The sequence below is a fragment of the Salidesulfovibrio brasiliensis JCM 12178 genome (genome assembly GCF_001311825.1).
Taxonomy (GTDB): domain Bacteria; phylum Desulfobacterota; class Desulfovibrionia; order Desulfovibrionales; family Desulfovibrionaceae; genus Pseudodesulfovibrio; species Pseudodesulfovibrio brasiliensis.
The window spans coordinates 17,077-36,884 of sequence record NZ_BBCB01000016.1; the positions used below are offsets into that span (position 1 = coordinate 17,077).

Below are 19,808 nucleotides of genomic sequence, written 5' to 3' on the forward strand. Positions count from 1 at the left end.
TCTAGACGTATTCGGCGTAGTCGCCCACCAGCAGATGAACGGGCGGCTCGTCTTCGTCGATTTCAGGAAATCTCGGCTGCGGTTCGTGGAAGCGGTTGTCGGTGTGGTCGTCGTTGACCGAGCTGACTTCGCCCACCAGCACGCGGCCCGCGCCTGCCTCGCCATAGAAAGTGTGGTACATGCCCCGGCGCAGGGTGATGCTCTCGCCCGGCGTCAGGATTACCTTCCCGCCCGGTTCCACGGTTCGCTCGAAGCCGTCCACGCTCACGGTGAGCGGCTGATCCGAGAAGTTACCGTCCTTGTCCGAGCCATACAGTTCCAGCACCAGATTGCCGCCGCCGCGGTTGATGATGTCCTCGACCTTGGTCCAATGGAAGTGCATGGGGCAGATCTGGCTTTCGTTTACGATCATGATCTTTTCCGCGTAGGGCTTGGAGCTGTCCGGCCCGGGCTTGCCGTTGCGGATGGTGAACAGGATGAGCCCCTTGCTGGCAAAGTCGCCTCCACCGTAATCGGTAAGGTCCCAGCCGAGCTGGTTGGCGACCACTTCGGAGCCGCCATGGCCTTTCCAGTCCTTCGGGCCCCAGAAGGCCCACGGGGGCAGGGCAAAGTTCATGGACGAAAAGAATGCTTTTGCATCGCTGATGAGGGCGTTTATCTCGCTTCGTTTCATGATCGGCTCCGTGCTTGTGGGGCAGCCAAATCCGGCCGCCGTGAAGAATTGACCGCCGTCTGCCGTGCAAATGCACCCGGGCGGACGCTATCGTACGCCTTTTTTAGCCCATTTGACGATTTCGTGGCAACCCGTTGACAGTTTTGCGCTGGTGTGCAAATCTTTTTCGGAAACGTTTGCGGTGTCGTTTGCGGAAGTCGCTGCCATGGGGGAAAGTGAACCTTCCGGCATCGTTCGTTTTCCCGATTTCGTTCCTTGAGGGGGCCTCATGGATGCAATGCAGGAGCAGCCGCACAGGCGGTACAATCCGCTGACCGGCGAATGGGTTCTCGTCTCGCCGCACCGGACAAAACGTCCGTGGCAGGGACAGCAGGAGACGCCCGACGCGCAGGCTTTGCCGCAACACGACCCGAATTGCTACCTCTGTGCGGGCAATACCCGCGCCGGGGGAGAGGTCAATCCCGACTACAAGAACACCTTTGTTTTCACCAACGATTTCCCCGCGCTGCTTCCCGACGCCTCTGAAGCTGACTCCACGGCCGATGACCTTTTCCGGGCCGAGCCCGAGACCGGCACCTGCCGTGTGATCTGTTTCTCCCCGCGCCACGACCTTTCTCTTGCCCGAATGCAGCCGGACGCCGTGGTCCGCGTTGTGGACCTCTGGTGCGACCAGTTCCGCGAACTCGGCGAGCGAAGCGACATCGGCTACGTCCAGATTTTCGAGAACCGGGGCAGCGTCATGGGGTGCTCAAACCCGCATCCCCACGGCCAGATATGGGCCACCCGCAAGGTCCCGCCCATCCCGGAAAACGAGTCCGCAAGACAGCGGGAGTACCTGCGCGAAAAAGGCCAGTGCATGCTCTGTCGCTATATGGAGCGCGAGCGGGGCCTCGGTGAACGCATCATTTTCGAGAACGGTTCGTTCGTGGCTTTGGTGCCGTACTGGGCGGTATGGCCGTTCGAGACCATGATTCTGCCGCGCGAGCACATGGGCGCGATCACTGACATGTCTGCAACACAGCGACGCGATCTTGCCGAAGCTCTTGTGCGGATGGGCGTTCGGTTCGACAATCTTTTCAAGACCTCGTTTCCCTATTCCATGGGCATTCATCAGCGGCCGACAAATGGAGAGGAGGGTGAGCACTGGCACTGGCACATCCACTACTATCCGCCGCTGCTGCGTTCCGCCACGGTGCGAAAATTCATGGTGGGGTACGAAATGATGGCCATGCCGCAGCGCGACCTCACCGCCGAGCAGAGCGCGGCACGGCTGCGTGAACTTTCCGAAATCCATTACCTTGATGTGGATGCCTGAGATGAACACCACCGCGCAGTATCGCAAGGCTCTGGAGGCCGGGAGGCTCGACGATCAGCTGGTCGTCATGCACGGCACTTCGTGGCTGGACAGCAGTTACGCGCGTATCGCTTCTTTGTTGGATGGGATGGAGCGTCACTTCGGGGAAGGCCCGGCGATTATCGCCAGTGCGCCGGGACGTACCGAGCTCGGCGGCAACCACACGGACCATAACCACGGCCACGTTCTCGCGGCGGCCGTACATCTGGACTGTCTTGCCGTTGCCGCGCCCGTGGACGAGCCAGTGGTCACGATTGTATCCGAAGGGTATGACTCGGCCATCACGGTTGACCTTTCTGACACCGCCCCCCGCCCTCTCGAAGAGGGGACCAGCGAGGCAATGGTGCGGGGCGTGGCCCATGCCTTTCAGCGCAACGGATGCGGCACAGGCGGGTTCAACGCCTGCGTGTCGAGCACCATCTGTGGGGGCCGGGCTGAGTTCGTCGGCTGCCTTCGAGGTGCTGATCGGCCGCATCTTCAACGAGCTTTTCAATCACGGCGACGCCACCCGGCTGGACATCGCCCGCGCCGCACGACACGCGGAGAACGTACATTTCGGAAAACCTGCGGGTTCATGGACCAGATGGCCTCGTCTTTCGAGGGCATCCTGAGCATCGATTTCGAAAACGCGGGCAATCCTGCGTTGGAGCATGTGCAGGGCGGCTTCGAGGGCAGCGGCTATCGTCTATGCGTGGTGGATACCGGCGGCAGCCACGCCGACCTGACGCCCGATTATGCCGCCATTCCCGAAGAAATGTTTGCGGCGGCCAAGGCGCTTGGCCGTGAGAGCGGCCGCGGAGTCGGCATGAGCGAACTGCTGGGAGCCGCGGGTTCCCTCAGGGAGAGCGTCAGTGATCGCGCGGTCATGCGGCTGATGCATTTTGTGGAGGAGAACGAGCGCGCAGTGGCGCAGGCCGAGGCGCTGGCCGCAGGCGATATGGCGCGTTTTCTGAAGCTGGTGGCCGAGTCCGGCGTTTCATCGTGCCGTCTTTTGCAGAATTGCTACAGCACCTCTCGGCCCACGGAGCAGCCCGTGCCGCTGGCTCTGGCCCTGACCGACAGGCTTCTTGGCGGCGATGGGGCCTGCCGGGTTCACGGCGGCGGTTTTGCCGGGACTATTCAGGTGTTCGTGCCCGATGCCTCCTTCGTGGGCTACCGCGCGTTCATGGAAGAGGTGTTCGGCAATGGTTCGGTGATCCCCTTGGACATCCGCCGTCCGGTGCCGGAAATTTTGCGGGTGGAGGACTAGATGGCGCAGTTCACCATCAAGGACCTTGCCCGGAAGCTGGGCGTATCGCCGTCCACGGTGTCGCGCGCGCTGCACGACCATCCGGACATCAGCGAGGACACCAAGCGCCGGGTGGTGGCCGCAGCCGAAAAATACCACTACCAGCCGAATCTCATCGCCCAGAGCCTGCAGAAAAAGAGCAGCACCACCATCGGGGTCATCGTCCCCGAAATCCGCCATCATTTCTTTTCCACCGTTATCAGCGGCATCGAGGAAGTTGCGTACGAGGCCGGGTATATCATCATGGTCTGCCAGTCCAACGAGACCCTTGCCCGCGAGATCGTCAACACGCAGGCGCTTGTTGCCAACCGCGTGGCCGGGCTGCTGGTGGCCATCTCCACGGAAACCACCCGCTACGATCACCTTAAGAGCGTTCTCAAGCGGGGCGTTCCGCTGGTGCAGTTTGACAGGGTGGTGGAGGAGCTTGAGACCAGCAAGGTGGTCATCGATGACTACAGCGCGGCATATGAGGCCGTGATGCATCTGGTCCGGTCCGGGTACCGGCGCATAGGGCATCTGGCCGGGCAGGAGGGCATTGCCCTGAACCGCCATCGCTTTGAAGGGTACAGGGCAGCGCTCGCCGACAGCGGCCTTGCGTTTGAGGAAAAGTTTCTCGTGCCGGGCGGCTACCGCGAGGAGGACGGCCGCAGGGGAGCCGAGGTGTATCTTGCCATGGACGAACTTCCGGACGCGATTCTCGCCATCAACGACCCGGTGGCCGTGGGCGCGTTCTCGCGATTCCGGGAGGCCGGGGTGCGCATCCCCGAGGACGTGGCGCTGGTCGGTTTTTCCGACACCCCGGCGGCCGCACTCATTGAGCCAGCGTTGACGACGGTCTACCAGCCTGCGTTCGAAATGGGCCGGACCGCTGCAACGCTGCTGCTGGAACAGTTTGTGACCGAGGGCCGATTCACGCCCCGAACCGTGACGCTTGATACCGAGTTGCTGGTGCGCGGCTCCAGCAGGCCGAAGGGGGCCGCATGGGCGTAACGGTCAGGTCATGGGGAACCACGCCGCAGGGGGCGGCGGTGGAGCGTTACACCCTGAAGGACGGTGCCGGGTTCACTGCGTGCGTGAGCACCTACGGCGCGGCTCTGACGGCGTTGCACGTACCCTGCGGGGAAAACAGTCGGGATGTTGTTCTCGGTTTCGATTCGTTGGATGGGTATCTGGCGGATGCCCGCTACTTCGGCCGCATGGTCGGGCGGTTTGCCAACCGGATACGGGGCGCGGCGTTCGAGCTGGACGGCGTGCGCCATGACCTTGACCGTAACCACGGCAGGCATCACCTGCATGGCGGCAGCGCGGGGCTGCACAACAAGGTCTGGTCGGCGCGGCAGGTCGGTGAAGACGCTGTTGAAATGAACTGTGTGTGCCCAGACGGGGAATCCGGCTACCCCGGTGAACTGGAAGTGACCGTTATTTACGCCCTGACGGGGGACGGACTTCGTATCGAGTGCCGGGCACAGACGGACAGGCCTACTCCGGTGAGCCTGACCAATCATTCGTATTTCAACCTCGGCGGCAAAGACGGGCATGATTTCGCCCTTCGCTCCGAGCGCGTTTTGCTCACGGACGACGAGCGCATCCCTACCGGGGATTTTCATGACACCGGCGGGGTGGCAGTGCTGGCCATGCCGGGGAGTGCCGGGGCTGACGTTGAAAAGGCTGTCGGCGGATTCGATGAATACCACATCCTTGCAGCTGGACACGGCGCACCGCATGTCGTTGTGCGCAGCGGGGAGTTGGTCATGGAACTTTTTACGACCCAGCCGGGAGTGCAGGTGTATTCCGGCGGGTTCATTCCTGCGGGAACGCGGGGCAAGGGCGGGGCTGTGTACGGTCCCGGCTCGGGATTCTGCCTTGAAACGCAGGCGTATCCCGACGCGCCCAACAGGCCGGAGTTTCCGAGCGCGATTCTGCGCCCCGGCGAGATATACGAGCATGCAACCGAGTACCGTTTTCGGCAGGCGTCCGGGCGGTGCGAAACGAATACAGGCGAGTAGAGGATGGCAAACGTAGATTTGAAGGGTGTGGTCAAGCGGTACGGGAACGTGGAGGTCATCCACGGCATCGACCTCTCGGTGCGCGAGAACGAGTTCATCGTCCTTGTTGGCCCGTCCGGGTGCGGCAAGTCCACCGTGCTGCGCATGGTGGCGGGGCTCGAAGCCATCAGCGGCGGCGAGATCAGCATCGGCGACCGCGTGGTCAATCAGGTTTCGCCCAAGGACCGCAACGTGGCCATGGTGTTCCAGAACTACGCACTCTATCCGCACATGACCGTGCGCGAGAACATGGGCTTCTCCCTGAAAATGCGCAGGAAGAGCCGCGAAGAGATGGACTCGCGGGTTCAGGAGGCCGCGCGGGTGCTCGAGCTTGAGCCGTATCTGGAGCGCAAGCCGTCCGAGCTTTCCGGCGGGCAGCGCCAGCGCGTCGCCATGGGCCGGGCCATGGTCCGCAAGCCCGACGTTTTTCTTTTCGACGAGCCGCTCTCCAACCTCGACGCCCAGCTCAGGACCCAGATGCGCATGGAGCTTCGCAAGATGCACATGCGCCTCAAGACCACCACCATCTACGTGACGCACGACCAGATAGAGGCCATGACCCTTGCCGACCGCATCGTCATCCTCAAGGACGGTCACATCCAGCAGGTCGGCTCGCCCATCGAGGTGTTCGAGAAGCCCAACAACGTGTTCGTGGCCCGGTTCATCGGCAACCCGCCCATGAACATCCTTGAAGGCGTGTTCGGCGTGGAGGACGGCAAACGGTTCGTGACCGTTGGCCCGTCCCGTTTCCCGGTGCCGGACGGCAAGGGCGATAGCCTTGTGGACGGCGCGCCGATGCTTGTCGGTCTTCGGCCCGACGCCATCAAGATGGGTGAGAACATTGAGCGCCTGCCCAAGGACTGGTGGTGCAAGGGCGAAGTGGTGGTGTCCGAGATTCTCGGCGGCCATTCGCTTCTGGAGATCGTGGTGGACGGCCAAAACGAGTTGATCGCCGAGGTCGAGGGCCGCGTGGTGGCCCATCCCGGCGAGATCGTGCCCATCGGCTTCGAGTTTGACCGCATGGTGCTCTTTGATCCCGAAACGACCAATGCGCTTTCCTGATGCTTCGGCGAGAGCGATGATTGGATAGAGTTGCAAGGTCCGAGGAACTGTTTGGAAACCTTAGGAGGTATCATGAAAAAGACCTTGGCGAAGATTTGTTTCGTTCTGGTCGCCGCGTTCATGCTTGCTGCGCCGCAGGGCGCGCAGGCCAAGAAACTGAGCGGTGATCTGGAGATCTTCTCCTGGTGGGCTGGCGACGAAGGTCCGGCCCTGCAGGCGCTGATCGACATCTACAAACAGAAGCACCCCGACGTGAACGTCATCAATGCCACCGTCACCGGCGGTTCCGGCGTGAACGCCCGCGCAGTGCTCAAGACCCGCATGCTCGGTGGCGAGCCGCCGGACAGCTTCCAGGTTCACGCAGGGCAGGAGCTCATCGGCACCTGGGTCGAGGCCGACCGCATGGAAGACCTGACCTTCCTGTTCAAGGAACAGGGCTGGATGGACGTCTTCCCCGAAGGCCTCATCAAGCTCATCGGCACCGACAAGGGCATCTGGTCCGTTCCCGTGAACGTGCACCGTTCCAACGTGCTGTGGTACGTCCCGGCCAACCTCAAGAAGTGGGGCGTGGACGTTCCCAAGAACTGGGAAGAGTTCATCAAGATCGCGCCCAAACTGAAGAAGGAAGGCGTCGTGCCGCTGGCGCTGGCCCAGAACTGGACCGCCAACCACCTGTGGGAATCCGTTGCGCTGGCCTCTCTCGGCCCGGACAACTGGGACGCCCTCTGGAACGGCACGCTGCGTTTTGACAGCGAAGAAGGCGTCAAGGCGTGGGAACTCTTCGGCAAGGTGCTTGAGTACACCAACCCCGACGCTTCCTCCCTGTCCTGGCAGCAGGCCACTGACATGGTCATCGACGGCCGCGCGGCCTTCAACGTCATGGGCGACTGGGCTGCCGGTTACATGGCCACCACCAAGAAGATGGAACCGGGCAAGGACTTCGGCTGGGCCGCTTCTCCGGGCACCAACGGCGAGTTCCTGTTCCTGGCCGACTCCTTCGGTCTGCCCAAGGGCGCGCCGCACCGTGACAACGCCATCGCGTGGCTCAAGGTGCTCGGCTCCAAGGAAGGCAGCGACACCTTCAACCCGCTCAAGGGCTCCATCTCCGCCCGCACCGACTCCGATCTGAGCAAGTACAACGCCTACCTGCAGTCCGCTTCCGCCGACTTCGGCAAGGACCGCGTGGTCGGCTCTCTGGCTCACGGCGTCGCCGCCAACGAGACCTTCATGAGCGGATTCGCTTCCGTCATGGAAATGTTCCTGAAAACCAACAACGCCAAGGCTGCGGCCATGGCTTGCCAGCAGCTGGCCGACAAGGCCGGTCTCGGCAAATAAGCGATTAAACGGGCATACGTGCGCCGGGAGTCGTCCCGCGCGCGGCCCGCAAGGGGTTTGCGACATGCGGGAAGCATCGCTGGACAGGCTCAAGGCGTTTCTGACGCTTCTGCCGTCAATCGTTCTGGTAGGCGTCTTCGTCTACGGCTTCATCGGAAACACGGTCTGGATATCCCTGACCGACTGGGGCGGCAGCGGCTCGCTGGCCGTGGACCCGCAGAAGAACTACGTGGGGCTCGCCAACTATGCCGAGCTGTTCACCGGCTTTCTGGCCGGGGGCTTCCGGCAGGACCTCGTGAACGCGGTCTTCTATTCCGTGATGCTTCTGGCCGGAGCCATCGGGCTGGGCATGTTCATCGCCATCCTGCTGGATCGCAAGCCCAAGGGCGAGGATGTGCTGCGCACCATCTTCCTGTACCCCATGTCCCTGTCCTTTATCGTATCCGGTACCATCTGGCGTTGGCTGCTCGCACCGCAGGGCGGAGTGAACATCCTTCCCACCTACGTTGGACTTGACCCCCTGACCTTCGAGTGGACCTCCAGCACCAAGGCCGTGCTTGAATTCAACTGGCAGAACCTTTTTCAGATCATGCTCTATGTGGCCGCCTTCATCCTGATACTTGTCGGACTGTGGGCGTTCAGGAACGATCCGCGCAAGGCGCTGAAACGCTGGCTCGGACCGGGCATCGTCATAGGCGCATTCGCGTGGCTGGGCGGCAGCATCCTGCCGCAGGCGCTTTTCATGGAGGAGACGCACGGCTTCAACCTTGCCACGCTGGGCATCATCATGGCCACGGTCTGGCAGTATGCCGGGTACACCATGGCCCTCTATCTGGCGGGCTTCAACGGAATTTCGCAGGACCTCAGGGACGCGGCCATGCTCGACGGCGCGTCCGAGGTTGCCTACTACCGCCACGTGGCCATCCCCATGCTCAAGCCCATCACCATCAGCGCGGTGATCATCCTCTCGCACATCTCGCTCAAGATGTTCGACATCATCTTCGCCATGACCGGCCCGGACAACGCCCAGACCGGCCATCCGGCCCTGAACATGTACCTGACCACCTTCCGGGCCAACGACTTTGCCCGGGGCGCGGCCATCGCCATCGTGCTCTTCCTTGTGGCGGCCATGTTCATCGTCCCGTATCTCGTCAGCCAGTACCGCCAGAGGAAGAGAGGATAACCCATGCACGCTCGCAGAATCACACCCGGTTCCATCTTCGTCTACGGCACGCTCGCCGTGCTGGCGATTCTCTTTCTGATGCCCGCCTACATGGCGCTGGTCACGGCGCTCAAGTTTCCGGCGGACATCACTCTGCCCACTGCGTGGGAACTGCCCGCAAAGTTCAACTGGTCGAGCTTCTCCGATGCCATCGACCTGCTTAAGCCGAACTTCGTCAACTCCATGATCCTGACCATCAGCGCCACTGCGCTGTCCACGGTGCTCGGGTCGCTCAACGGCTACGTCTTTTCCAAGTGGAAGTTCCGGGGCAGCGAGGTGCTGTTCACGCTCTTCCTGTTCGGCATGTTCATTCCGTATCAGGTCATCCTGATCCCGCTCTTCCAGACGCTGCGGGCCATGAATCTCTATGGCGGCCTGCCCGGGCTGATTCTCGCGCATGTGGTCTACGGCCTGCCCATCACCTCACTCATCTTCCGCAACTTCTATGCCCAGATTCCCACGGCGCTCATCGAGTCCGGACGGCTGGACGGGGCCGGATTCTTTTCCATCTACACCAGAATCGTGTTCCCGCTTTCGGTGCCGGGTTTCGTGGTCACCAGCCTGTGGCAGTTCACGCAGGTCTGGAACGAATTCCTGTGGGGCATCTGTCTCACGCGGCACGCGGACAACCCCATCACTGTGGGGCTTGCCCAGCTCGCGGGCGGGCAGGCGGTGAGCTGGAACCTGCCCATGGCCGGTTCGATCATGGCCGCCATTCCCGTGCTGGCGATTTACATCTTCCTTGGTCGCTACTTCATTCGAGGCCTGCTGGCCGGATCGGTCAAGGAGTAACACCCATGGCCGCGAGGTGTTCCTTGCAGGAGACCACCGGGCAGTAGGCGAAGCCGAGCGCAGCCGTAAAGGCCGCGTGAACCTGTTGCGCGGTCACGTCCACTCCATTGAAGGAGAGCGGGGCGGCGGCGCATGCATCATGCACCAGCGTGCAGGCGTACCCCATGTCCACGGCGGCGCGAACCGTGGCGTCCACGCAGTTGTTGGTCATCATGCCGCAGACCGTCAGGGTGTCGATGCCCTGTTCCTTCAACACTTCCTCCAGAGTTGTGCCGAGAAACGAGTTGGCCCGGTGTTTGACCACCACAGCTTCGCCCGCTGAGGGGGTGAGTTGTTCGTGGATGCCCATGCCGTGAGTGCCGGGCAGGAAGAAGCTCGCCCCTTCGTGTACGGCCTCGTGCTGGATATGAATGACCGGGAGGCCCTTGCCTCTGAATGTCTTGAGCAGCTTCACCGCGTTGGCCGCAGCCGGGGCTGCGTCGGGCAGCGGGAAAGCGCCACCGGGCAGGTAGTCGTTTTGCATGTCGATGATAAGCAGTGCTTGCCTGTTCATGGAATCCTCCTTGTTTTTCAAGAAGGATATGCGGTCTCCGGTCTTGACTGAATTGGCATAATCGACAAATGATTTGCTGAAAGCGACAAAGGTGGTCGATATGCTGATAGCGGTTCTGGCGCATCACGGGTGTGTCGCATCCGGGGTGAGCGGTTTTTCCGATGTGTTTGCGGTGGCGAACCACCTGTTTGGTAAGCAGCGGTTCAAGGTTCACATACTGAGCGCGGAGGGCGGGGCGGTACGTCCCTTTTCCGGCCCCGATATGGCTGTCCACGGACGGCTTGCCGACATGGTCACGCCGGACGTCGTGTATGTTCCCCCGTCTTTTGGAGTGAGCGGCTCGGGAACGGATGAGGTCACGTGGCTTCAGGAGTGCCACGGTGCCGGGGCCGTGACCTGTGCTGCCTGTGCGGGCGTGTTTTTTCTTGCGGAGAGCGGACTGCTGGACGGGCGGGCTGCCACCACGCATTGGGGCCTTGTTGAAGATTTCCGGATTCGTTTTCCCAAGGTCCGACTGGAGCCGGAGCGGATGCTGGTCGACGGCGGGGACTATGTGTGCGCCGGGGGATTGACCGCCTATTTCGACCTCGCCCTGCACCTTGTTGCGCGCTTTGCGTCTTCGGAGCTGGCGGCGTCCTGCGCCCGGACGCTGTTGCTTGATCCGGGCAGGGTGCGGCAGACGCCGTACATGCGGCTGGTGGGCAATCCTAATCACGGTGACGAGCCTATAGCCCGCGTGGAGCGTTGGCTTGCGGACAATTACGCGGCGCACGTCGGGGTGGCGGACCTTGCGGAACTGGCACACCTTGGGGAGCGGACGTTTCTCAGGCGGTTTTCCAAGGCCACGGGCAGGACGCCCAAGGGGTATTTGCAGGCCTTGCGGGTGGAGCACGCCAAGCGGCGGCTGGAGACCGGCGCGGAGTCGGTGGAGGATATCGTCCAGCGGGTCGGCTACCGGGACGGGCCTTCGTTTTACAGACTTTTCAGGAAGATGACCGGATTGACGCCCGGAGAGTATCGGCGTCGATTCGCCATTGCAAGGTAAGAAAAAGCCCGCCGTGCAGCTGCGCGGCGGGCTTTTTGGTTGTCATTCGCAGGTGGGTTAGCCGAGGTCCAGAATCTGGCTGTCGTCGTCCCGGTTGCCCACGTTGAGTTTGCGTTCGGTGAACTCGAGGATCTTGGCGAAGGTGAAGGTCAGCGAGAGGTAGATGACGCCTGCGCCCAGCAGGAACGGGACGTAGGTGTAGTATTTCGCGCCGAGAACCTTGGCGGTGTACATGAGTTCGGCAAAGCCGACCACCGACACCAGCGAGGAGTCCTTGAGCAGCACGATGAGTTCGTTGCACAGCGGCGGAATCATGCGTACGAACGCCTGCGGAAGAATGATGTTGCGCATGGCCTGCCCGTGGGTGAGCCCGGAGCAGCGGGCCGCCTCCATCTGACCGCGATCAATGGACAGGATGCCCGCGCGGATGATCTCCGCAGTGTATGCGCCGGAGTTGATGCCGAGCGCGAGCATGCCGAGCCACAGCGGGTCGTCGATCATGCGCGAATCGAAGATCATCATGTAAAGTTGCGGCAGGCCGAAGAAGAAGAAATAGATTTGCAACAGCATGGGAGTGCCGCGGATGATCTGGATGTACACGTCGGCGGAGCGGCGAATGAGCGCGTTGCGGCTGACCCTGCTGGTGCCCGCGACAGTGCCGAGCACGAGGCCGATGCCGAGTGCGCCGAGCGTGATCTTCAGCGTGTTCAACGCGCCGAGCAGAAAGAGATCGTAATGTTCGAATACCAGCGAAAAATCCACGAAGCCCCCCTATGGAGCGTGAAAAGGCCGGAAGGATGCACCTTCCGGCCTTTTTGTTCTACGAGTGCTTACTTCATCCACTTTTCGACAAGCTTGTCGAGGGTGCCGTCGGCCTTGACCTTGGCAAGTGCGCCGTTCAGGGCGTCAACAAGGTCCTGATTGCCCTTGGGCACGATGATGGCGTTCAGTTCTTCGGTCAGCGGCTCGGGAGCGATGACGAAGCCCTGCTTCTTGGCGAACTCGTCGGCGACCGGGATGTCGGCCACGACTGCGTCGACAGACTTGGTCTTGAGCATCATGAAGGCCACGGACCAGTTTTCAGGTTCCACGACTTCGGTGCCTTCGACCTTCTTGGCGGCTTCAACGCCGGTGGTGCCGATCTGGGCGGCTACGCGCTTGCCCTTGAGGTCTTCGCCGGACTTGATGTCGGAGCCGGGGGTGACAACGATGACCTGACCGGAGCGGTAGTACGGCTCGGAGAAATCAACGCTGCGCTTGCGCTCTTCAGTGATGCCGAAGCCGGAAAAGCCGATGTCGACCTGCTTCATGGTCACGGCGGCGATGATGGTGTCGAAGCCCATGGTCTTCCACTTGACGTCCACGCCGAGGTGCTTGGCCATGGCTTCCATCAGGTCGATGTCGAAGCCGACGCGCTTGTCGCCGTCCATGTTTTCATACGGCGGATAGTCCGGGCTGTTGCCCACGATGATTACGCCGTCTTCCTTGATTTTGTCCCACATGCCAGCGTTGGCGGTGGCGGCTGCGCCCATGACCATGACCAGAGCCATGACCGTAACCAGAATCTTGCTCATTTTTTTCATTTCAATCCTCCTAGAGTAATGACCAGTTTCCGACCAATAACCGGACTGTTGTCCGGTGAAAAACTATTCTTCGCTCAGACCCGCCATGAGGGGGCCGATGCGTCCGGGAGTGTCCTCGTCGCCCACCGGGAGCATGCCGAGAATCCGGCCCCGGTAGATGACCGCGACCCGGTCCGCCAGCTGCAACGCCTCGTTCAGGTCGCCGGTGACGAGCAGCACGCCCGCCATCTCGCGGACTTCGAGCAGCCGTTTCCATACTTCCTCGGTGGCCGAGACATCAAGCCCCTGCGAGGGCTGTTCGGCCACGATCAGCACCGGCTCGCGGAAGAGCTCGCGCGCGAGGACGGTCTTCTGCAGGTTGCCGCCGGAGAGCTGTGAGGCCAGCGCCGTGATCTTGGGCGGGCGGATGTCGAACTTCTCGATGAGGTCCTGCGCCTTGGTGGCCGCCTTTTTCTTGTCCAGCCACGGGCCGAAGGCAAAGCCCTTGCGCGTGGTCAGAAGCAGGTTGTCCACGAGGTTGTGGTTCTTGAGCGTCGCCAGCCCGAGACGGTCTTCGGGGATGTAGGAGAGCGAGCGCTTCCACGTGGACTCGGCAAAGAACTTCCGCCACGGCTTGCGGTTGATGAAAATGGTGTCGCGCGGGGGTTTTCTCAGGCCGCAGATGGCTTCTATGAGCGCCTTCTGGCCGTTACCCGCCACGCCGACCACGGCCAGCACTTCGCCGTGCCGAATGGTGAAATTGACGTCTTCGAGGCCCATGCCCGTGAGGTTCTCCACGCGGAGCACCTCTTCGCCGGGCTCCATGGGGGTACGGTCGATCTCAAGGAGCACTTCCTTGCCCACCATGCGTCGGGCCAGGTCGGCCTTGGATTCGATGGAGGCCGGGTCCACCTCGCCTTCAATCTTGCCGCGCCGCAGGATGGCGATCTCGTCGGCAAGGGCGATGACTTCCTCAAGCTTGTGGCTGATGAAGACGATGGACTTGCCCTGATCGGCCATCTTCCAGAGCGCCTCGAAGAGCCGGGTGGTCTCTTCCGGGGTCAGCACGGCCGTGGGTTCGTCGAAAATGAGAATCTGGGATTCGCGGTAGAGCAGCTTGAGGATCTCAACCCGCTGCTTTTCGCCCATGGAGAGTTCGCAGATTCTGGCTTCGGGGTCGATGTCCAGTCCGAAGTCTTCGGCTATGCCGCGAACCCGCTCCACCATCTCGCGCGGATTGACGAAGAAGCTGCCTTCCTGCCCGAGGAGCACGTTCTCGGCAACGGTCATGGATTCCACGAGCATGAAGTGCTGGTAGACCATGCCGATTCCGGCTTCGAGGGCGTCCTTGGAGTTGGAGAAGGATACTTCCTTGCCGCCGATCTCGATGAAGCCTTCGTCGGGCTTGTAACGCCCGGCGAGCATGCTCATCATGGTGGATTTGCCCGCGCCGTTCTCGCCGAGCAGGGCCTTGATGCGGCCGGGATAGATGTCGAGATTGATGCTGTCGTTGGCGATGACCTTGCCGAAACGCTTGGTGAGGTTCACCAGACGCACGGCGGGGACATTGCCGAACTGGTCCGCAGGGGTACGGTCGCGGGTGGGGAACTTGTGGTCCACGTCCTAGCCCTCCGGTTCGATGTTGGTTCCAAGCGCTGCGGGCGCTTCGGTGCCGCGTCCGCGGAAGGCCGAGAACACCAGCACGATGATGGTCAGGGCGTAGGGCAGCATCAGCAGCAGGGAGGAGGGCAGGTTGGTGCCCGAGGCCTGCAGCCTGAGCTGGAAGGCCATGACCCCGCCGAAGAGGTACGCGCCGATGACGGCCCGGCCGGGACGCCAGAACGCGAAGATGACCAGCGCGACCGCGATCCAGCCGCGACCGCCTGAAAGGCCGTTGGTCCACAGGTGGGTGTAGGCAAGCGAGAGGTACGCGCCGCCGAGACCCACAAGGAATCCGCCCACGCCTACCGCGAGATAGCGCAGCCGCACGGGCTTGAGTCCCGCCGCTGCTGCCGCCTGCGGGTATTCGCCCGTTGCGGTGATGGCCATGCCGAGGCTGGTCCTGCGGAAGAAGAACCAGAACAGCACCGGAATGATGAACGAAACATAGACCAGCGCGTCGTGACGGAAAAAGATGTTGCCGAGCACCGGGATGTCGGAAAGGAGCGGGAAGGCGAACTTGTCGAAGCCCGGCGCGGCCATGCCGATGTAGGGCGTGCCGAGGAACTTGGTCAGGCCAACGCCGAGGATGGTCAGGGCAAGGCCGGAAACGACCTGATTGCCCAGACAGGAAATGCAGACGATGCCGTGCAGCGTTGCCATGAGCATCCCCGCAATGCCTCCGGCAATGAAGCCGAGCCACGGGGAGCCGGTCATGTATGCGGTCACGAAGGCCGCGAAGGCCGCGACGCTCATCATGCCTTCCACGCCGAGGTTCAGGATGCCGCCTTTCTCCGTGAACATCTCGCCGAGGGTGGCGAAGAGCACCGGGGTGCCGGACTGCACGGTGGCGGCAAGGAGCGGGACGATCAGTTCGGTCATGGCCGTCTATGCCTCACGCGCGGAGTCTTGTTTCCGCTCGAGTCGATAGGTCAGGAAAAGCTGCCCGGCGAGCACGGAGAGCAGGATGATGCCTTCCATGATTTCACCGAACGCGGCCGGAATCTGCATCTTGAGCTGCATGTTTTCCACGCCAACGCGAAGCGCGGCCAGCAGGAACGCGGCAAAGGCGATGTTGCGCGGTTCCAGCCGGGCCAGCCATGCCACGACGATGGCGGTGTAGCCGTAGCCCACCATCAGGCTCGGCTGCAGCCTGCCGAGGATGGCCGAGGTCTCGATGGCTCCGGCCCATCCGGCAAGGCCGCCGGACACGCACATGACGAAGATCACGAGAAAGCCGTATGGCATGCCGGCGTAGCGGGCTACGCGCGGCCCCTCGCCACTGGCCTTGAGCTCGAAGCCCATGCGGGTGAAGCGCATGAAGGCCCAGAGCAGCACGCCGACGATGGCGCAGAAAATGATGCCCCAGTGATACCGGGTGCCGGCGATGCCGGCGATGATGCCGCCTTCGGAGAACTCGACGGTCATGGGGAAGCCGAAGCTGGACGGGTCGCGCCAGACGCCGAACACGAGATACTCCAGAAGGAGGATCGCGATGTAGTTGAGCATCAGGGTGGAGATGATCTCGTTGACATGCAGTTTGAGGCGCAGGAAGGCCGGGATGAAGGCCCAGATGCCGCCGAAGATGAAGGCCATGATGAACATGAGCGGCAGTTGTCCGTACCACGGCATGTTCGGGAAGGTCAGGGCCATCCATGTGGCGCCGATGGCACCGAGGGCGAACTGGCCTTCGGCCCCGATGTTCCAGATCTGCATCCGGAAGGCAACGGCCACGCCGAGCGAGCACATGAAAATGGGCACCGCCTTCAGGAACGTGCCCTGAAAGGCGAAGGCGCTGCCGAACGCGCCGGTCCAGAGAATGTAGAGGCCGTCGAGAGCGCTTTTGCCCTGACCTTCAAGGAGCAGGCTGCTCACTATGAAGGAAAAGAGCAGGGCGCCCGCGAGGATTATCGGGGCGCCCCACTGCCAGGGTTCGTCGCGCTTCTTCAGCTTGAATCCAAGCGTCATAAGCGTTTATTGGCGTTATTCGGTGTTACCGACAACGCCTTCGATGAAGTAGTTCATGCCGAGCAGCTGGCCGTCGTCAGCCTTCTTGCCTTCTTCGAGGACCACTTCACCCTTCTGGTTCTTGATGGGGCCGACGAATACGATGTCGTTGCCCTTGGCCAGTTCGGCCTTCTTTTCTTCAACCATTTTCTTGACGTCTTCGGGGACCATGTCGCCCAGCGGAGCGATGTCCACGACGCCCTTGTCCATGCCGACCCACAGGGACTGGTTGCCCTTCCAGTTGCCGTCCTTAACCTGCTGCACCGCTTCGGTGTAGAGCGGAGCCCAGTTCCAGATGGCGGCGGTCAGGTGCGCCTTGGGAGCAAAGCCGGACATGTCGGAGTTGTAGCCCACGGAGTAGACGCCGCGTTCCTGAGCGGCTTCCTGCGGGCCGGGGGAGTCCTGATGCTGGGCGATGACGTCGCAGCCCTTGTCGAGCAGGGCGACGGCAGCGTCTTTTTCCAGCGCCGGGTCGTACCAGGTCTTGGTCCAGACCACGCGGACCTGCGCCTCGGGGTTCACTTCCTTCACGCCGAGGGTGAAGGCGTTGATGCCGCGGATGACTTCCGGGATGGGGAAGGCGGCCACGTAGCCGATTTCGTTGCTCTTGGTCATGGAGCCGGCAACGAGACCGGTCAGGTAGCGGGCCTGATACATGCGGCCGAAGTAGTTGCTCATGTTTTCAGCGGTCTTGAAGCCGGAGCAGTGCATGAACGCGGTGTCCGGGAATTCCTTGGCGACGCGCTTCATGGGGTCCATGTAGCCGAAGCTGGTGGCGAAGATGATGTCGAAGCCGTCGTTGGCCATGTTGCGGATGACGCGCTCGGAGTCGGCGCCTTCCATGACGGATTCGACGAAAGAGGTTTCCACACCGTCCATCTCGGCCACGGCCTTGCGGCCCTGATCGTGAGCGTAGGAGTATCCTGCGTCGCCGATGGGCGAGACGTACACGAAACCGGCCTTGATGGGCTTGGCTTCTTCGGCGGGTGCGGCGGCTTCCGTCTTTTCAGCCGGTTTTTCCTCGGCCTTCTCCCCGCCGGAACAGGCGGCGAGAGCCACGAGCATCACGGCGCAGGCCGCGAGTGCGAACATCTTCAGAAAACGATTCATGAAACCCCTCCATGTGTAAATTTGGTATATGGTCAATAGCCCAGCATCCGAATTTGCGCAACGCATCCGTAACGGTTTGCGGGCCGGCCGACGCGCGGTTTTCTGTGGCTATTCGAGCTTGGAAATCGGCTCGATGAACTGGGCTTGCGAGTCCCACGGGAAGAGAATCCAGGTGTCCTGGCTCACTTCCGTAATGAAGGTGTCCACGTTGGGACGGCCTTCCGGCTTGGCGTATACAGTGGCGAAATGCGCTTTCGGCACCATGTCGCGGGCTATCTTCGCAGTCTTGCCCGTATCGACCAGATCATCAATGAGAAGCCAGCCCTCGCCCTCGTTGGTCACGGGCTTGAGGATGTTGGCGCTGCCCTGATTCTGCCAGTCGTAGCTGGCGAGACAGATGGTGTCGATGAGTCTGATGTCGAGTTCGCGGGCGATGATCGCGGCGGGAACGAGGCCCCCGCGCGTGATGGCGAAGATGCCTTTCCAGGGACCCTTTTCCACCAGCCGCCACGACAGGCGCGGCAGTCGCGGTGGAGCTGCTCCCATGAAACCGGGAACATTTTCTTGTATCGATCTTTGTTGGCCACTCTCGCTCTCTCCGGGGAACGTTTGTCGGAAAGGGGGGTTATTAAGCTTTTTCTTCATGATTATCAAGGGAACAGGCACGCCCCTTGTAATCAAAGATGAAATGCAGCGTTTTCCGTACCTTGTCCGAGAAAAGCTTCTCTGCCAGCACCCCGCCCGCCACGCGCTTTCCGATCTCGGCCAGTGTCGGGTAGGGGTGCACGGCCGAAGCCATGGTGGAGAGCTTGGCCTTGGCGTTGAGCGCCGCCACCCACTCTCCGATGAGGTCCCCGGCGTGTGGGCCGCATATCTGCACGCCGAGCGGTCTTTCCGAGGAGTCGAGCACCAGCTTGATGCGACCCTCGGATTCGCCCTCGGCGAGCGCGCGGTCGTTGTCGGCAAACTCTTCGGTCCAGACCGAATAGTCTTCCCCGGCCTCGCGGGCAGCTTTTTCGTTCATGCCGATGGAGGCCAGTTCCGGGCCGGTGTAGGTGCAGTGCGGCATCCAGCGGTAGTCCGCTTTGCGCGGAATGTGGAACACCGCATTGGAAATGACGATGCCGCCCTCGTATCCGGCGGCGTGGGTGAACAGGTACTGACCGGTGACGTCGCCCGCCGCAAAGATGTGTTTCTGGCTGGTTCGCAGTCTGGCATCAACGACAACGCCCTTGCCGGTGTACTCCACCCCGGCCTCGTCGAGGTCGAGTGTTTCGATGTTCGGTTTGCGGCCCAGCGCCACGAGCAGTTTGTCGGCGTGCAGGGTAAAGTGGTCCTCTCCTTGGGTATAGTCCACCTCAAAGCGGTCGTCGCCGTGTCGCACGGCCTTGAGAGATGAACCCAGTTCAAAGCGGACGCCGTCGGCCTCCATGGACTGCTGCACCACCGCGGCCATGTCCGGGTCTTCCTTACTGAGAATTTGCGGGCTGCGCTGGATGATCGTGACGTGGCAGCCGAGGCGGGCAAAGCTTTGGGCCATTTCGCAGGCGATGGGGCCACCGCCAAGCACGATGAGTGACGCGGGCAGCTCGTGCAGGGAAAAGATGTCCTTGTTGGTCCAGTAGGGCGTTCCTTCAAGCCCCGGAACAGGCGGTGCCGCAGGCGAGGACCCTGTGGCGATCACCCAGCGTTTGGCCGAGACGGGGCCTTGCCCGTAGTCCACGGTGTGCGTGTCGAGGAAGCGGGCGTCGCCGAACACGACCTTTGCGCCGAGCGAGCAGAACCTGTCCTCGGAGTCGTGTTTCTGGATGGTGTCGATGACGGAGCGGATGCGTTCGGTGACGGAGCCCATGTTTACCGGTGGCGGCGTCACAGGCGGCAGGCCCCAGCGCTCGGCATTGCGAATCTGGTGATAGACCTTTGCGGATTTGATGAGCGTTTTGCTGGGCACGCAGCCGTAGTGCAGGCAGTCGCCGCCCAGCCTGTCTTCACGTTCCACGAGCAACGTCCGCGCCCCGAGCTGCGCGGCCCCGGAGGCTATGGTCAGTCCTGCCGCGCCGCCGCCGATGATGCCGATGTCGTAGGCTCGTTCCGTCATCGT

At 62.0% G+C, this 19,808-nt stretch carries 18 protein-coding genes and 2 pseudogenes; 10 read left to right on the forward strand and 10 right to left on the reverse strand.

Annotation, left to right across the window (positions count from 1 at the left end):
* Window position 1: 1 nt before the first annotated feature.
* Window positions 2-673 (reverse strand): D-lyxose/D-mannose family sugar isomerase, encoded by a 672-nt coding sequence (locus JCM12178_RS06485; RefSeq protein ID WP_054649812.1) that lies wholly within the window; start codon window positions 671-673, stop codon window positions 2-4.
* 268 nt (window positions 674-941) lie between these two features.
* Between JCM12178_RS06485 and JCM12178_RS06490 the strand changes: the two genes are divergently transcribed.
* From JCM12178_RS06490 to JCM12178_RS06525, 9 genes and pseudogenes are all read left to right on the forward strand, one after another.
* Window positions 942-1,988 carry a UDP-glucose--hexose-1-phosphate uridylyltransferase gene (locus tag JCM12178_RS06490; protein ID WP_054649814.1) on the forward strand — a complete coding sequence of 349 codons (1,047 nt, stop codon included), beginning with the start codon at window positions 942-944 and terminating at the stop codon, window positions 1,986-1,988.
* 127 nt (window positions 1,989-2,115) lie between these two features.
* Window positions 2,116-2,247 (forward strand): annotated as a pseudogene (locus JCM12178_RS20465) (galactokinase family protein); the annotation flags it as partial.
* Between the two features lie 139 nt (window positions 2,248-2,386).
* Window positions 2,387-2,638, forward strand: a complete 252-nt coding sequence (locus tag JCM12178_RS19485) for a GHMP family kinase ATP-binding protein (protein WP_245628657.1) — start codon at window positions 2,387-2,389, stop codon at window positions 2,636-2,638.
* Window positions 2,639-3,276: 638 nt separating this feature from the next.
* Window positions 3,277-4,305 carry a LacI family DNA-binding transcriptional regulator gene (locus JCM12178_RS06500; RefSeq protein WP_054649818.1) on the forward strand — a complete coding sequence of 343 codons (1,029 nt, stop codon included), beginning with the start codon at window positions 3,277-3,279 and terminating at the stop codon, window positions 4,303-4,305.
* Window positions 4,296-5,321, forward strand: a complete 1,026-nt coding sequence (locus tag JCM12178_RS06505; protein WP_054649820.1) for an aldose epimerase family protein — start codon at window positions 4,296-4,298, stop codon at window positions 5,319-5,321. Before JCM12178_RS06500 ends, JCM12178_RS06505 begins: the two co-directional genes overlap by 10 nt.
* A 3-nt stretch (window positions 5,322-5,324) precedes the next feature.
* A complete protein-coding gene (locus JCM12178_RS06510; RefSeq protein ID WP_054649822.1) occupies window positions 5,325-6,422 on the forward strand; it encodes an ABC transporter ATP-binding protein in 1,098 nt (365 codons plus the stop codon).
* A 72-nt stretch (window positions 6,423-6,494) separates the two neighbouring features.
* Window positions 6,495-7,757 carry an ABC transporter substrate-binding protein gene (locus tag JCM12178_RS06515; RefSeq protein WP_054649824.1) on the forward strand — a complete coding sequence of 421 codons (1,263 nt, stop codon included), beginning with the start codon at window positions 6,495-6,497 and terminating at the stop codon, window positions 7,755-7,757.
* A gap of 64 nt (window positions 7,758-7,821) precedes the next feature.
* The gene (locus JCM12178_RS06520; protein WP_054649826.1) at window positions 7,822-8,940 is read left to right on the forward strand and encodes a carbohydrate ABC transporter permease; all 1,119 of its coding nucleotides are present in this window, start codon (window positions 7,822-7,824) and stop codon (window positions 8,938-8,940) included.
* 3 nt (window positions 8,941-8,943) lie between these two features.
* Window positions 8,944-9,771: a carbohydrate ABC transporter permease gene (locus tag JCM12178_RS06525; protein ID WP_054649828.1), complete on the forward strand. Its 828-nt coding sequence runs from the start codon at window positions 8,944-8,946 to the stop codon at window positions 9,769-9,771.
* Here JCM12178_RS06525 and JCM12178_RS06530 read toward each other — a convergent pair.
* Window positions 9,761-10,324: a cysteine hydrolase family protein gene (locus JCM12178_RS06530; protein ID WP_054649830.1), complete on the reverse strand. Its 564-nt coding sequence runs from the start codon at window positions 10,322-10,324 to the stop codon at window positions 9,761-9,763. The genes JCM12178_RS06525 and JCM12178_RS06530 overlap by 11 nt on opposite strands.
* A 100-nt stretch (window positions 10,325-10,424) precedes the next feature.
* Between JCM12178_RS06530 and JCM12178_RS06535 the strand changes: the two genes are divergently transcribed.
* Window positions 10,425-11,369 (forward strand): GlxA family transcriptional regulator, encoded by a 945-nt coding sequence (locus JCM12178_RS06535; RefSeq protein ID WP_054649832.1) that lies wholly within the window; start codon window positions 10,425-10,427, stop codon window positions 11,367-11,369.
* Between the two features lie 57 nt (window positions 11,370-11,426).
* Here JCM12178_RS06535 and JCM12178_RS06540 read toward each other — a convergent pair whose 3' ends face one another.
* The 8 genes and pseudogenes from JCM12178_RS06540 to JCM12178_RS06575 form a co-directional block, all read right to left on the reverse strand.
* Window positions 11,427-12,131: an amino acid ABC transporter permease gene (locus JCM12178_RS06540; protein WP_054649833.1), complete on the reverse strand. Its 705-nt coding sequence runs from the start codon at window positions 12,129-12,131 to the stop codon at window positions 11,427-11,429.
* Between the two features lie 68 nt (window positions 12,132-12,199).
* Window positions 12,200-12,952 (reverse strand): basic amino acid ABC transporter substrate-binding protein, encoded by a 753-nt coding sequence (locus tag JCM12178_RS06545; RefSeq protein WP_054649835.1) that lies wholly within the window; start codon window positions 12,950-12,952, stop codon window positions 12,200-12,202.
* Between the two features lie 63 nt (window positions 12,953-13,015).
* Window positions 13,016-14,551, reverse strand: coding sequence for an ABC transporter ATP-binding protein (locus JCM12178_RS06550; RefSeq protein ID WP_054649837.1), 1,536 nt, complete (start codon window positions 14,549-14,551; stop codon window positions 13,016-13,018).
* A 3-nt stretch (window positions 14,552-14,554) separates the two neighbouring features.
* On the reverse strand, window positions 14,555-15,472 hold the full coding sequence (locus JCM12178_RS06555) for an ABC transporter permease (protein WP_054649839.1): 918 nt from the start codon (window positions 15,470-15,472) through the stop codon (window positions 14,555-14,557).
* Between the two features lie 6 nt (window positions 15,473-15,478).
* Window positions 15,479-16,558, reverse strand: coding sequence for an ABC transporter permease (locus tag JCM12178_RS06560; protein WP_054649841.1), 1,080 nt, complete (start codon window positions 16,556-16,558; stop codon window positions 15,479-15,481).
* 15 nt (window positions 16,559-16,573) lie between these two features.
* Window positions 16,574-17,707 carry a BMP family ABC transporter substrate-binding protein gene (locus JCM12178_RS06565; protein ID WP_054649843.1) on the reverse strand — a complete coding sequence of 378 codons (1,134 nt, stop codon included), beginning with the start codon at window positions 17,705-17,707 and terminating at the stop codon, window positions 16,574-16,576.
* Window positions 17,708-17,815: 108 nt separating this feature from the next.
* Window positions 17,816-18,294, reverse strand: a pseudogene (gene gpt / locus JCM12178_RS06570) (xanthine phosphoribosyltransferase).
* Between the two features lie 41 nt (window positions 18,295-18,335).
* Window positions 18,336-19,805: a dihydrolipoyl dehydrogenase family protein gene (locus tag JCM12178_RS06575; RefSeq protein WP_054649845.1), complete on the reverse strand. Its 1,470-nt coding sequence runs from the start codon at window positions 19,803-19,805 to the stop codon at window positions 18,336-18,338.
* Window positions 19,806-19,808 lie beyond the last annotated feature (3 nt).

Coding starts and splice junctions, on each gene's coding strand:
- JCM12178_RS06575 (WP_054649845.1), bottom strand. CDS start 19,805: ATGACGGAACGAGCCTACGACATCGGCATCATCGGCGGCGGCGCGGCA.
- JCM12178_RS06490 (WP_054649814.1), top strand. CDS start 942: ATGGATGCAATGCAGGAGCAGCCGCACAGGCGGTACAATCCGCTGACC.
- JCM12178_RS06530 (WP_054649830.1), bottom strand. CDS start 10,324: ATGAACAGGCAAGCACTGCTTATCATCGACATGCAAAACGACTACCTG.
- JCM12178_RS06500 (WP_054649818.1), top strand. CDS start 3,277: ATGGCGCAGTTCACCATCAAGGACCTTGCCCGGAAGCTGGGCGTATCG.
- JCM12178_RS06525 (WP_054649828.1), top strand. CDS start 8,944: ATGCACGCTCGCAGAATCACACCCGGTTCCATCTTCGTCTACGGCACG.
- JCM12178_RS06485 (WP_054649812.1), bottom strand. CDS start 673: ATGAAACGAAGCGAGATAAACGCCCTCATCAGCGATGCAAAAGCATTC.
- JCM12178_RS06505 (WP_054649820.1), top strand. CDS start 4,296: ATGGGCGTAACGGTCAGGTCATGGGGAACCACGCCGCAGGGGGCGGCG.
- JCM12178_RS06520 (WP_054649826.1), top strand. CDS start 7,822: ATGCGGGAAGCATCGCTGGACAGGCTCAAGGCGTTTCTGACGCTTCTG.
- JCM12178_RS06560 (WP_054649841.1), bottom strand. CDS start 16,558: ATGACGCTTGGATTCAAGCTGAAGAAGCGCGACGAACCCTGGCAGTGG.
- JCM12178_RS06535 (WP_054649832.1), top strand. CDS start 10,425: ATGCTGATAGCGGTTCTGGCGCATCACGGGTGTGTCGCATCCGGGGTG.
- JCM12178_RS06515 (WP_054649824.1), top strand. CDS start 6,495: ATGAAAAAGACCTTGGCGAAGATTTGTTTCGTTCTGGTCGCCGCGTTC.
- JCM12178_RS19485 (WP_245628657.1), top strand. CDS start 2,387: ATGCCTTTCAGCGCAACGGATGCGGCACAGGCGGGTTCAACGCCTGCG.
- JCM12178_RS06565 (WP_054649843.1), bottom strand. CDS start 17,707: ATGAATCGTTTTCTGAAGATGTTCGCACTCGCGGCCTGCGCCGTGATG.
- JCM12178_RS06510 (WP_054649822.1), top strand. CDS start 5,325: ATGGCAAACGTAGATTTGAAGGGTGTGGTCAAGCGGTACGGGAACGTG.
- JCM12178_RS06545 (WP_054649835.1), bottom strand. CDS start 12,952: ATGAAAAAAATGAGCAAGATTCTGGTTACGGTCATGGCTCTGGTCATG.
- JCM12178_RS06555 (WP_054649839.1), bottom strand. CDS start 15,472: ATGACCGAACTGATCGTCCCGCTCCTTGCCGCCACCGTGCAGTCCGGC.